The organism is Fictibacillus sp. NPDC058756 (assembly GCF_042746035.1).
Lineage (GTDB): Bacteria > Bacillota > Bacilli > Bacillales > Fictibacillaceae > Fictibacillus.
This window is the reverse complement of record NZ_JBHYPU010000001.1, coordinates 2,858,549-2,871,204: the sequence shown is the minus strand read 5'-3', so window position 1 is coordinate 2,871,204 and position 12,656 is coordinate 2,858,549. Positions and strand designations below refer to the sequence as shown.

Genomic DNA, 12,656 nt, shown 5'->3' with positions numbered 1-12,656 from the left:
TTTCCAACTTCTACTTTAGTCATTATAACAGAGTATAAAAAGAGGAAAGAAATGAGTAGAATTTTCACGCCGATTTTTCAAAATACTGGTATACTAAAACAAGAATACTTAACTTTGTTGAGTACTTTTAAAAGACGTTTTGTATAGCAGTTTCGGTGGGGCTGAGAGGGGAAAGTTAACATGTGGAGAAACCGGAATTTTTTAATTTTGATGTTTGGTCTGGCAGTATCGAGTACGGGATTGTGGGTAGGGATTATCGGCAATCTTGAATTTTTGCAAAAGAATGTGGAGTCGTCCTTCTTGCAAGCTCTCATTATTCTAGCTGGATTTCTTGTAGGGATTTTTCTGGCACCGATGGCAGGCAGAATTATCGACCGAAGCAATAAGAGGAAGATCCTCATTTATGCTGGTTTTGCGAGATGCGCAGCTATCTTTTTTATGTATCTGGCAATTGCCTACAATAATGTATGGTGGATGGTTGTTTATACGCTCGTTATAGGTATATCAGGTACTTTTTCGCAGCCTGCTATGCAGACAATGCTTCCTTTGATCGTGAAAAAAGAAGAACTTTTGGATGCAAACGGCGTGAACATGAATATCTTCACAGCCTCTAGGATCGTGGGAACAGCGCTTGGCGGTGTTATGCTGGTTGGAATGTCACTTTTCGCTGTATACACGGTAACGTTGATTTCCTATGTCATTCTTTTAATCTCAACTTTCTTTCTTAATGTAGAGGAAAAGCCGAAAGAAACAGATAAGACCGGCCGAAAGGAAAGCTTTTTCAGAACGCTTGGTGAGCTGTATCCAATCGTGAAGAATCAGCCGAAAGTGGTTTATGGAATCTTTTTATTGATTCCTGCTTATCTTTTTTTGGCAGGATTTAATTTGATGGTTATTGAAATCAGTGACTTGCAGGACAACCCAGGAGTAAAAGGAATTCTTTATACGACAGAAGGAGTTTGTGTATTCATCGGAACGTTTTTGTCTAAAAAATTCTTCCGTGACAACCCCAAGCTGTTATACATGTTTGCGATTACGTTTATCATCGCGGCAGCACATACATCCTTGTATTTAGCAGATCATCCGGTCATGTCAATACTTTCATTCGGACTGTTCGGTCTTTCTGCTGGAACACTTTTTCCGGTTGTTACAACGATTTTTCAAACAGATGTACCATCTGACTATCATGGAAGATTCTTCTCCATCAAAGGGATGGTCGATAATATTATCTTCCAGGCATTGATGCTTTTAACAGGGTTGTTCCTGGATACGATCGGCTTCTTTAACATGGTGATCGGGTTTGGGATCACATCGTTTATTATCGCATCTGTCATTCTTTTTCAGTATATGGCTAAGGGGAACCGCAATAAGCGTGGACCTGTTGCAGTAACAAAATAATAAAAAGAAGAGAGCGGCCTATTGGTCACTCTTTTTTTATGGATAGAAAATTTCTAACTAAGGACAGACCATAACAGCAAGATTGAGGACGATTTTTGAAGTGTGCACTGTTAAAATAATGATAAACAAGGCGGATGGAGGATGTATGTCATGCATGTAAAAATGTTGTTTGATGAAATGTGGGATAAGATCATGGAATGTGACAGGTCGTATGACGGATTGTTCTACACGGCTGTTAAAACGACCAAGATTTTTTGCCGACCATCCTGCAGGTCCCGTAAACCGAAAAAAATCAATGTAACGTTTTATGAGTCAATATCAGAATGTATAGAGGCGGGTTACCGCGCATGCAAGAGGTGCCAACCGGAAATTGAACACTGTCCACAGATTGATTTGGTTCGAAAAACAACCGCGTATTTGGTAAACAATCATAATCAAAAAGTCATTCTGCAAAATATAGCTGACCATGTTGGTGTAAGTGCGTTTTATTTGGAGCGTCTTTTTAAAGAAGAGATGAGCGAAACTCCGCGTGAATATCTCGAGAAGATCCGAGTAGATAAGGCTGCATATCTTTTAAAAAAGACCAATCGAACGAATTTGGAGATCTGTTTTGAGGCAGGGTTCCATAGTCCCTCCAATTTTTATAAAGCATTTCGCCGTGTGAAAAAATGCTCGCCGAGCGATTACAGGAAATCTGCAGGATTATCGGAGTCTAAAAATGCAGTGGATTGATAGGGGAAACCATGTCGAGATGATGCTGCCTGAGGCATTTAATTATAGAGAATGCCTTGTTTTTCTTGGAAGATCTGAGCTGGAACAGCTGCATCATATTCATGATCAGTATCTGATGAAACTAGTAGACACAAGCGAAGAAGAGGTGCTACTGAAGATAAGCAGCTGGAATAATAGTCTTATCATCGAGTTTCCGTTCGGCAAGCCCTCAGACAGAAGCAAAGATGATGTTGCTCATTACATATATGATTGGTTTGACCTTAAAAGGGACCTGACAGATTTTTATAAGATGGCTTCCGAAGATGTTATTTTGCAGCTTTTGGCAAAAAAGTATTACGGGTTGCGCATCATCGGCATTCCAGATTTGTTTGAAGCGATCACGTGGGCAATAATGGGTCAGCAGATCAATCTGAAGTTCGCCTATACATTAAAGAAGCGTCTTATTGAGAACTTTGGTGAAAAGCGAGAATATGAGAACACATCTTATTGGCATTATCCCTCACCTGAAAAAATCGCAAATCTTAATACAGACGATTTAAGAAAATTGCAATTTACAAGCCGAAAAGCTGAGTATGTGATCGGTGCAGCGAAAGAGATGGCATCAGGCAGGTTATCGAAAAAATGGTTAATGGAGTTACAAGATCCAGTAAAACAGCACCAATTCCTTCTATCTATTAAAGGTGTAGGACCTTGGACGGCAGACTACGTTATGATGAAATGCCTGTTAGAGACAACAGCTTTTCCTGTCGCAGATGCAGGGCTTCATAATGCGATAAAAAAGCATTTGAATCTGGCTGCTAAACCGAATCAAGATGAAATTATTGAATTGGCAAAAAATTGGAGTGGCTGGGAAGCTTATGCCACGTTTTATCTTTGGAGGTCATTATATGAATAAGGGATATAAGCTAGACTATCAATCTCCTATCGGTGTCATAGAAATCATAGGCAGTGAAGAAAGTATCCGATCTATTATGTTTGTTGATAGAGATTTATCATTTGAGCATCAGCCTGACATCCCAAAGGTATTAAGAGATTGCTATAAACAACTCGACGAATATTTTAAAGGAGAGCGTCAAATATTTACGTTTCCTCATGAACAGAAAGGAACCTTATTTCAACAATCAGTCTGGAATGCACTTATTACGATTCCTTTTGCAGATACAGCGTCATATCGTGACATCGCAAACTCTCTGCAAAACGAGAAAGCGATCAGAGCGGTAGGGAACGCGAACGGAAAAAATAAGCTGAGTATCGTCATACCATGTCATAGAATTATAGGTTCCAATGGAAGTTTAACGGGTTATGCAGGTGGACTTTGGAGAAAAGAATGGCTGTTAACTCACGAAAGGGAGATTAGGAAAATCACTATATAATTATAGTGATAAAACTTTTAATAATAAATCAAGATTATTTAAAATAGTCCGATAATTCAATCATATTAAGCTTTAAGAGTGATTTTTAAAAACTTTTATAAAAGTCGAAACTTTAATATTTACAATAGTAAGAAAAAGTATTAAAATGAGAAAGTTCCAAAAAATAGAAATATAGATATAGGGGGCATTCTCAATGAAAAAATTCTTAGCAGTTACAGCAGCTGCAGTTCTAGCACTTAGCGTAGGTTGCAGCAAGGAAGAAGAAAAGCCGAAAGAAGAAGCAAAACCAGCAGCAGCTACAGAGAAAAAAGAAAATGCTAATACAGAAAAAATCACTCTTCTTAACTTTGAAGGTGAACTGATGCAGCAGCTTAGAGAATATCATGCTGCATTCAATGCATATGCAGCAGGTCTTGAAAAAGAAGGCGAAGAAGCACTTCCGAAAGAAGAGCTTGATAAGCTGAAAGCTGATGCAAAAACAGCTGGAGAAAAAGCGGTAGCTGAAATTCCATCAGTTGAAGTTCCAACTGAATTATCAGAAGAAAACCAAGCAACGGTTAAAGGTGCTTTAGAAGAGCTGAAGAAGTCATATGAAGCAAAAGTTGCCGGTTTAGATGACGAAGCAAAAGCGACAGAAGCTGACGAGTTGTTCACAGCTTTTGAAGAGAAGTTAAACACGATTCACGAAGACTTAAAATTAATTCCTGGAAAATTCATCAACGAACTACAATAATAGAAATAACTGAACTGCTGTCTCACATGAGGGAGCAGTTCTTTCTGTCTTAAGGAGGTTATATTGTCATGATACGAATCATAGCAGAAAGAAGCGGAGACCAAAAAGCCATCACCCAAATAAACGATTTGGCTTTTAAAGGTGACAATGAATCGAGATTAGTAAATGCGATTAGGAATTCAGAGCTGTTCGTGCCAGAGCTTTCCTTAGTTGCTGAAGCTGATGGAGAACTGATCGGACATATTCTTTTTAGTATCGTTCACATTAAATCAGGGGAGGATGAAATCCCGACTTTGGCACTTGCTCCTATGGCCGTCGTTCCTGAACACCAGAACAGAGGTGTAGGATCATTGTTAGTAGATGAGGGGTTAAAGAGAGCTAAAGATCAAGGTTTTGGGCATGCAGTTGTTTTAGGCCATCCAGAATTTTATCCAAAGTTCGGTTTTGTACCAGCAATAACCAAAGGAATTGAGGCGCCATTCCCAGTTCCTGATGAAGTTTTCATGGCCTTAGAGATAAAAGAAGGGTCTCTAGATCATATCAAAGGAAAAATTGTTTATCCGCCAGCTTTTGATACGGTCTCATAGGATTTTTAAGAAAAGAGCAGAAATAGAATAAGAGATTCTACCTGTAAAGGAGTTGTGTAGTATGAGTCTTGCGAAAACGGATGTATCTTCTGAATATATGCGTTCTGTAAAAGCGCGTTTTCTGGATGCGAAAAACTATGCGGAAAAGACGTTTGATCAGCTTTCGGAAGAACAATTATTTTGGTACCCGAATGAAGATTCCAACAGTGTTGCCGTAATCGTTAAACACATGAGTGGAAATATGATTTCAAGATGGACAGACATTTTTGACACGGACGGAGAAAAACCTGACCGTAATCGTGATGGCGAATTCGAGAACACGATGTCTAACCGCGAAGAAATGAAAGTGGTGTGGAACAAAGGGTGGGAAGTATTCTTTGAAACACTAAACGGTTTGAAAGAAGAAGATCTTCTTCGTAAAATCTATATCCGAAATGAGCCTCACTCTGTAATGGATGCAATCGAGCGTCAGATGTATCACTATTCGTATCACATCGGCCAAATTGTTTATATTGCAAAAATGCTTAAGTCGGATCAATGGCAAACATTAACGATTCCTAAAAAAAAATAATATGAATTTTATAAAACATGGTTTATACTGGAAATATCAAATGAAAGGGGTGATGACAAAATGATTAAGAAATTCAATAAGAACAGTCATATCTTGTCCTCGCCCAACGGTTATAAAAAATAAACATTTAATCGGTGTGCTCTGGGTTCAATATGACTCCCAGGGGCTTTTTCTGATTAATAATGTTAAAGCCAAACGGGCATCCTGCTCTTTTGGCTTTTTCTTTTGCAGATATCTCTGGCTTATTGAAAGGTTTAGATAAAAAAATCTAATACAAGAGGTGCAATAAGCAAATGATGAAACTTAGTACAATGTTTAAAGTAGCAAGCACGGTCGACAGTGAATGGCGCAGTTCTATAGCAGAGAAAATCCTTGAGCATTGGGATTATGATGAAGGAAGTGTTTATGCTTTTCGTTACAGTGCGAACTTTATTTTCGTTTTTAAGATAGATGGAGAGACTCATTTTTTGCGTTTCAATGAGGTTTCAGAGAGAGAACTTTCATCACTTGAAGCGGAAATGGAAATCTTAGAATATTTAGCTGGAACATCATTACGTACAGTGAGACCGGTTTTATCGCTGAACGGGAAAAAGATAGAGCAAGTGGAAGAGGAGAATGGAATTTATTACGCTTCTGTATTTAAAGCTCTGCCTGGTAAGCTGTATGAGATAAATGAGCTTGAACAGTATCAGTTTTTTATATGGGGAAAAACACTAGGGAAACTTCACGGTGAAATGAAAAAATGCGATGAATCTGTTCATTTCAACCGGTTAACCTGGAGGGATCATTTAAACAGTGCAGAAAACTTTCTTCCGATGCAAGAGACTGCTGCGAAAAAAGAGCTTGCCTATCTCGTTAGCTGGGCAGAAACATTGCCGGTTACTCAAGAAAATTTCGGTTTGATTCATTATGATTTTGAATTAGACAATCAGTGCTGGGAAGATGACGTGGCAGGAATACTAGATTTTGATGATTGTGCCTATTATTGGTATGCCGCTGATATCGCTTTTGCATTAAGAGATCTAGATGATCAAAAGATGACGAACCCTTTGTTTGCTGAATTCGTTAATGGATATGAAAGCGAAACGACCTTGGATTCTGATTTAGTAGAGCAGTTACCGATGTTTAATAGACTTCATGATCTTACGATGTTTGTCAAATTACTTCGTTCAGTTGATATTTCAGATTCCGCTGATCATCCGGAGTGGATGTCGAATTTAAGAAAAAAGCTGGTTGAAAAGATAGAGAGATATCGTTCTTCCTTTGAACGATTACATGTTAATAATAAGGAGTTGTTAAAATGAAAAATGCACTATTAGTTATAGATGCTCAACAGGAACTGATCGATGGGAATAAAGAAGAACAAGCCGTTTTTAACCAAGATCAGCTAATAAAGAATATTAACCTAGTAATTAAACAAGGCATAGATGCGGGAGCGGAGATCATATTTGTAAGAGATCTAGACGTTGCAGAAGGTGAGGGGAAAGGTTTCGAAGTTCATTCGGAAATCCATGTACCTGAAGGAGCAGCATTTTTTAATAAAAAAGCCACAAATGCATTTTACGGTACTTCTCTATTAGAAGATTTAAAAGAAAAAGAAATTAGTCATGTCGTGATTATGGGATGCAAAACAGAGCATTGCATCGATACTGCAGTAAGAATGGCGACAGTAAACGGACTCGATGTAACATTAGTCGAGGATGGTCACTCAACGACAGACTCTGCAGTGTTAAAGGCCCAACAAATCATCGAACATCATAATAAAATCCTTCATGGCCATTATAACGTTGACCACTTCTCGGTAGTCAGGAAGGCAAGTGAAGATCTTTTCAGCCCGATTCATAATCAATATCGATGAGCATTCTTTTATTAGTCAACTGATTTTTAAGCTTGTATAATTAAAATTGAAAGGGCTTTTAACTTTAAGGGAGGCGTAAAGATGAGTGAATTAACATTTAAGAACTTTGAATTGTCACGAAGCTTTTTCCTGAAACATCTTGGGGAACTAGACGCAGAAACCGCTAACGTTCAGCCAGAAGGGTTCAACAACAATATACTTTGGCATGTTGGTCATGTTTTAACAACGGCTGAGTATTTTATGTTTGGGTATCCCGAAAAATCAAATCACCTTCCATTAAATTACCTTGATCTATTTAACAGAGGAACAAGTCCTGCTGACTGGAAAGGTGAAGTGTCATCCCTCTCTAAACTAACAGAGCAATTGAAGGACCAAATGGCTCGAATAAAAGAAATTCCAGAAGATCGTTTGCAAGAAAAGTTAGAGAAACAATTTTTCGACTTCAAAACATTTGGGGAATTGGTGAATTTCGCTGTGTTCCATGAAACGTATCACCTTGGCCAGATGCATGCCATGAAGAGAGTGATTGAAAAATCTAAGGTGCAACAAGGGTAAATTAATAAAAAGAGTGGTTCCTTAAATGGGAACCACTCTTTTTGCGTAATAAGTTATGTACTTTTTGCACAAGATTATGCTATTATATAAAAGACGCGCGTTAATAATATTTATGTTTATAATATACCTTAATTATATTATATAACAAAATGGAAGAGCGTGTCAACATAAAATTTTATTTTAGGGAGAGATCGGATGACGACATGGAATCGGGAGCAGCGGAATGAACAAGAACGAGTAAATGAAGTAATCAAGGAACTTTCTCAAGCTACTTCTAAACTTCAAGAGCATTTAGGCGGAAAACTGGCTGATGTGGTCCAAATCCGAAAAAACTTTTGGTCGGACGTTACTGTGAACCTAGATGATGCTGATGATGCCATCGAAACAGCAGCAAGTATCAAACAGCAATCTGAACTCTTATCTGAGATCGAGAGAAGTCATATTTCAGCGGAAAGCCGATTAAAAACATACGAAAAACTAAAGAGATCACCTTACTTTGGACGAATTGATTTTAAGGAAAAAGGTGAAAGTGAAACGGAAGAAGTCTACCTCGGTATTGCTTCTTATTATGACGAAACGACAAGTGAATTTTTAGTTCATGACTGGAGAGCGCCGATCTCAAGCTTGTATTATGATCACTCCCTTGGTGAGGCTAGCTTTCGGGCACCAAGTGGAACGATAAAAGGCGATTTAGAATTAAAGCGCCAATTCATTATAAAAAATGGTCAGATTCAAGGTATGTTTGATACAGGGGAAGCGATTGGAGATGAACTTCTTCAGCAAGTCCTTGGCAATCAGGCGAATACTCAAATGAAAAGTATAGTAGCGACCATTCAAAAAGAACAGAATGCCATTATACGAAACACGGAAAGTGATTTGCTTATCGTACAAGGAGCAGCAGGATGCGGAAAAACATCTGCTGCATTGCAGCGTGTAGCCTATCTTTTATACCGGGACAGGGAAACTCTACAATCCCATCATATTGTTTTGTTTTCTCCAAATAACATGTTCAATAGCTATGTCGCAAACGTCCTTCCTGAACTTGGGGAAGAAAATATGGAACAGACCACTTTTCAAGCTTATATCGATCACCATTTAGCCGAGGAATTTTCAGTTGAAACGCCATTTGAACAAATGGAGGATATACTCTCCGGAGATGGTGAATCTTCACGGATTGAAGGGATCAAATTTAAAGCATCTGTTGATTTCTTAGATGCCATCCATAAATACGTGGAAAAGCTTAGTGAATCCGGTATGCAATTTTTAGATGTGAAGTTTCGCGATAAAACAGTGATTCGGGCTAAACAGATCAGTGAGTACTTTTATTCTTTGGATTCACGTGAAACAATTCCTTATCGCATGAAACAAACATCCAAATGGATTTTAAAAGAATTGAAAATAGTTGAAAGAAAAGAACGTAAGAAACCATGGGTCGAAAAGGAAATTCAATTTTTAGATAAGTCAGTCTACACAAAGCTTTATGAACAGCTGCAAAAACGAAACAAATATGGTGATGACTCTTTTAACGATTTAGCCAGTGAACAGAAAGTGCTGTCAGCATATGTAACAAGACTGGCGTTTAAATCACTTCGAAAAACTGTTGAAGAATGCACTTTTTTAGACATGAAGAGTATATATGCAAAGCTGTTTCAGAAGAATAATAAATTACTGCAAGAGTACGATGTATGGGGTGAAATCTGCAATCAAACTTTATTTAACCTAAAACAAAATCATTTATCAAACGAAGATGCTACACCTTTCTTGTATGTAAAAGAATTATTAATCGGATTTCAATCAAATGCTGCTGTACGACATGTCTTTATCGACGAAGCACAAGATTTTTCACCATTTCAATTCGCTTTTATTCAGCGGATTTTCCCAAGAGCCAGCTTAACAGTACTTGGTGATTTAAACCAATCAATCTATGCACATGCGTCCGATGAATCGTTTAACATGCTGCAAAGGTTATTGGGCAAGAATAATGCAGAAAAGATAACACTTACTAGAAGCTACCGTTCGACAAAGGAAATCGTTGAGTTCACGAAAAGTCTTTTAAAAGATGGAAGCACCATTATTCCTTTTAATAGACACGGTAATAAACCAGCTGTAGTTCATGCAGAGGGAGAAGAGCTGCTGCATGAACAATTAGAAACCCTCATAGAGTCCTGGCTGAAAGATGGCCATGAAACAATAGCTATTATTTGCCGTACTGCAAAAGAAAGTATGAAAGTACATGAAAAGCTAAAGTCAAAGATAGACATTAGACTTATGGTCAATGAAGATGCAGCATTTCAAAAAGGAATTATTGTAATTCCATCGTATCTAGCAAAAGGTATTGAATTTGACGCTGCAGCCATTTACGACGCTTCAGGCTACCAGAATGAACGAGAGCGAAAACTGTTTTATACTGTTTGCACACGTGCGATGCATGAACTGACTGTCTTTTATAACGGATTGCCATGTCCATTTATCCAAGACGCTCCAAAAGTTCTTTATGAAATCAAATAATTGGAAATAAGAATTCGCTGTTCTTTGAGCAGCGGATTTTATTTTTGTTCTCCAAATAAACGGGTAACCTTAAAAAAGAAGGAGGGAGATCTGTGCCATTTGATTATGACCTTGATTTTGAACATATCGATTTTAGAAAGAACCCAGAAAAATATAGAGTTGGCCGCGGAGAACAAGGAGTGCTTCTTGTTGAGCCCTATAAAAGCGAGATTCTTCCTCATTGGCGTTTTAAAACACCCGAAGAAGCTAAAAAGTCATCAGAGAAAATCTATGAACAATTTTTGGAGTATAAAAAGAATAAAGATTTCGTTGGCGCAGATATGGCAAGGAAGTTTTTGCAGATGGGTTATACCCGTGCAAGACGATACACCAATTACAAGGGTGGCAGAAAATATGATAAAAACGGTGAGGTCAATGAGAGACAGATAGATCCTGCCAAAGCAAAATCAGCTGCAATCTTTGAAGAGAAGTGGAAACTTGCCAGAACAGATGAAGAGTATTTAAAGATGAAAAAAGCACATCAAAAAGAGTTTGGATAAACACCTCTATTCTTGTTAGAGGTGTTTGTTATTGTTCTCCGCCACCACCAATTCCGCCGCCTCCGCTTGTGAACCGGTTATCACCCATCTGGTAATTTGTGTGTTCACCTGGCTTTGCTGAAGAATGATGGGAATGATTGTTGTTCTTTTTGCGCCGCAAGTCTATTAAGAATGCTAAAAATAGAATGACCCCAATAAAAATAATGAACCAAAGCATGACAGAACCTCCCTTAAATATTCCTATAATAATATGCTATGGCTATCAGCACGAAGTATTTAATTTTGTTTAAATAAAAAACAGCAAAGACTTTTCACTCGTGATGTCTTTACTGTCGGCTTTTTCCCTCTAATTCGGTTTCAACTTTAAAAATCCTTTTATTTAACACTTGAGCTGTATCATCAAAGTGATTAATAATCTTATCTGTATAATCTCCCATACTTGTGATGACATATGCATTAAACTTATCAAGCTTGTTTTCAATCCTTTTTTGTCCTGCTATTAAAACAATTTGTTGTTTCTTAAAATCCTCTTGATTGGAAGTTAAAGTATCCAAACGTTTACTGAAATCTTCTTGATTAAACGCAAAAGTAGCCAGACGTTTGCTGAAATCGTCTTGGTTAGACGCAAAAGTACCCAGACGTTTACTGAAATCATTTTGTACTTTTTGAATACCGCTAATGTCGTTTCGAATTTCTTTCATTTCGGTAAGGATCAGTTTCAGAGTATCTTCCATCTCAAATAACTCCTCTTCAATAAAAATAGTATTTTCAGTATAACACCTGTTCCTTTTTTATTGAGTACCTAAAATGCAGAAAATGTATGGTAAGTATTACAAGGTTGGCCTTACCGATGTTGTGGTTTGCTGAAAGGGTACTATCACAATCTCTTTACCGTTGTGTGTTCTGAAACAAACTCTCCAAACAATATATGATCAAGAGGTGCGACATGGGCAACAAACTCGTTTAATAGCTCGTTCACTTCTTTGTCTGAATCAAAGTCTTCCATTGTAAGGCGGGCGTGTTCTTCTGATTGGAAGTGAAGCAGCCCGATCCAGAGTTCCTCATCTTCTTTCACATCGAGTTTCTCTGGAATTAATGAAATTCCATAGTTTTTTGAAGAGGGTGATAATTTAAAGATTTGCTCAGTCACTCCTCCATATTCCTGAAATTTTTTATTCGTTTTCGCAGATATCTCCAGGAACTTTTCCTTCGCTTCAGGTTTGATCTTATAAAGGTAGACAAGCAGATGAGCCATTTCCTAACCTCCTGATTTTTAAATCATTTCTTTATGTACGACTTCACGGTGAATCACAAATCCCGCTTTTTTATAGAAGTTTCTAGCAATCGTATTGTCAATCCAATAATCTAGCTCAAGCTTAGTAGCACCAAGATTTTTTCCCAATTCCTCGATATAAGCTATAACTTGTGAACCAGCGTCTTTGTTGCTACTGTTTTTCTCTATGCTGATCTGATGTATGTATAAGGATCTGGAAGCTTTTTTGAAGGGTGTTTCTGCTGAATCACGAAGTGTCATCCATACATAACCGATTGGGTTAAAATCCTCTTCCACCAGTAAGAAGATTTGTTTCGGATCCTTCATGATTTCTTTATAAAAATCTCGAATCGGTTCATAGTTATATGGTGTAAAGTATTCAGGGAAAAGTTCAACATGTACATCCTGAACGTTTTTATTAAGTTTTGCAATTGCCTCATAATCTTTTGTTTTAGTGATTTCCATAAGAGTTTCCTTTCAATTGCTGTAAGTCTTTTTCCAATTTTATCATATTGAGTGGTACAACTAA

Annotated in this window: 16 protein-coding genes; 12 read left to right on the top strand and 4 right to left on the bottom strand. The window is 37.7% G+C overall.

Translation table 11 applies throughout. The features are described from left to right. Positions 1-180: 180 nt before the first annotated feature. The 12 genes from ACFW35_RS14735 (at position 181) to ACFW35_RS14680 (ending at position 10,854) form a co-directional block, all read left to right on the top strand. Positions 181-1,398: an MFS transporter gene (locus ACFW35_RS14735; protein ID WP_379846773.1), complete on the top strand. Its 1,218-nt coding sequence runs from the start codon at positions 181-183 to the stop codon at positions 1,396-1,398. Between the two features lie 150 nt (positions 1,399-1,548). Next, positions 1,549-2,130, top strand: a complete 582-nt coding sequence (locus tag ACFW35_RS14730; RefSeq protein WP_379832908.1) for a bifunctional transcriptional activator/DNA repair enzyme AdaA — start codon at positions 1,549-1,551, stop codon at positions 2,128-2,130. Further along, positions 2,117-3,025: a DNA-3-methyladenine glycosylase family protein gene (locus ACFW35_RS14725; protein ID WP_379846771.1), complete on the top strand. Its 909-nt coding sequence runs from the start codon at positions 2,117-2,119 to the stop codon at positions 3,023-3,025. The genes ACFW35_RS14730 and ACFW35_RS14725 overlap by 14 nt, the downstream gene beginning before the upstream one ends. After that, entirely contained in the window at positions 3,018-3,503 is a 486-nt protein-coding gene (locus ACFW35_RS14720; protein WP_379846769.1) for a methylated-DNA--[protein]-cysteine S-methyltransferase, read from the top strand. The genes ACFW35_RS14725 and ACFW35_RS14720 overlap by 8 nt, the downstream gene beginning before the upstream one ends. A gap of 193 nt (positions 3,504-3,696) precedes the next feature. Further along, a complete protein-coding gene (locus ACFW35_RS14715) occupies positions 3,697-4,236 on the top strand; it encodes a hypothetical protein (RefSeq protein WP_379846767.1) in 540 nt (179 codons plus the stop codon). 68 nt (positions 4,237-4,304) lie between these two features. After that, positions 4,305-4,823 (top strand): GNAT family N-acetyltransferase, encoded by a 519-nt coding sequence (locus tag ACFW35_RS14710; protein WP_379846766.1) that lies wholly within the window; start codon positions 4,305-4,307, stop codon positions 4,821-4,823. 61 nt (positions 4,824-4,884) lie between these two features. Beyond that, positions 4,885-5,394, top strand: a complete 510-nt coding sequence (locus ACFW35_RS14705) for a DUF1572 family protein (RefSeq protein WP_379846764.1) — start codon at positions 4,885-4,887, stop codon at positions 5,392-5,394. 293 nt (positions 5,395-5,687) lie between these two features. Then, positions 5,688-6,698 carry a phosphotransferase enzyme family protein gene (locus ACFW35_RS14700; protein ID WP_379846762.1) on the top strand — a complete coding sequence of 337 codons (1,011 nt, stop codon included), beginning with the start codon at positions 5,688-5,690 and terminating at the stop codon, positions 6,696-6,698. After that, the gene (locus ACFW35_RS14695) at positions 6,695-7,252 is read left to right on the top strand and encodes a cysteine hydrolase family protein (protein ID WP_379846760.1); all 558 of its coding nucleotides are present in this window, start codon (positions 6,695-6,697) and stop codon (positions 7,250-7,252) included. The genes ACFW35_RS14700 and ACFW35_RS14695 overlap by 4 nt, the downstream gene beginning before the upstream one ends. Before the next feature lie 81 nt (positions 7,253-7,333). Beyond that, a complete protein-coding gene (locus ACFW35_RS14690) occupies positions 7,334-7,807 on the top strand; it encodes a DinB family protein (RefSeq protein ID WP_379846758.1) in 474 nt (157 codons plus the stop codon). 195 nt (positions 7,808-8,002) lie between these two features. Beyond that, the gene (gene helD, locus ACFW35_RS14685; protein WP_379846757.1) at positions 8,003-10,315 is read left to right on the top strand and encodes an RNA polymerase recycling motor HelD; all 2,313 of its coding nucleotides are present in this window, start codon (positions 8,003-8,005) and stop codon (positions 10,313-10,315) included. A 92-nt stretch (positions 10,316-10,407) separates the two neighbouring features. Continuing rightward, complete coding sequence (locus tag ACFW35_RS14680; protein ID WP_379846755.1) at positions 10,408-10,854, top strand: DUF4385 domain-containing protein; 447 nt, start codon at positions 10,408-10,410, stop codon at positions 10,852-10,854. A 28-nt stretch (positions 10,855-10,882) separates the two neighbouring features. On the opposite strand, the gene ACFW35_RS14675 is transcribed toward ACFW35_RS14680, so the two are convergent. The 4 genes from ACFW35_RS14675 to ACFW35_RS14660 all read right to left on the bottom strand — a co-directional run bounded on the left by ACFW35_RS14675 (position 10,883) and on the right by ACFW35_RS14660 (position 12,592). Beyond that, positions 10,883-11,071: a hypothetical protein gene (locus ACFW35_RS14675; RefSeq protein WP_379846753.1), complete on the bottom strand. Its 189-nt coding sequence runs from the start codon at positions 11,069-11,071 to the stop codon at positions 10,883-10,885. 109 nt (positions 11,072-11,180) lie between these two features. Continuing rightward, a complete protein-coding gene (locus ACFW35_RS14670) occupies positions 11,181-11,588 on the bottom strand; it encodes a hypothetical protein (RefSeq protein ID WP_379846751.1) in 408 nt (135 codons plus the stop codon). Positions 11,589-11,731: 143 nt separating this feature from the next. Continuing rightward, a complete protein-coding gene (locus ACFW35_RS14665) occupies positions 11,732-12,109 on the bottom strand; it encodes a hypothetical protein (RefSeq protein WP_379846749.1) in 378 nt (125 codons plus the stop codon). An 18-nt stretch (positions 12,110-12,127) separates the two neighbouring features. After that, a complete protein-coding gene (locus ACFW35_RS14660; RefSeq protein WP_379846747.1) occupies positions 12,128-12,592 on the bottom strand; it encodes a GNAT family N-acetyltransferase in 465 nt (154 codons plus the stop codon). Between the last annotated feature and the right edge of the window lie 64 nt (positions 12,593-12,656).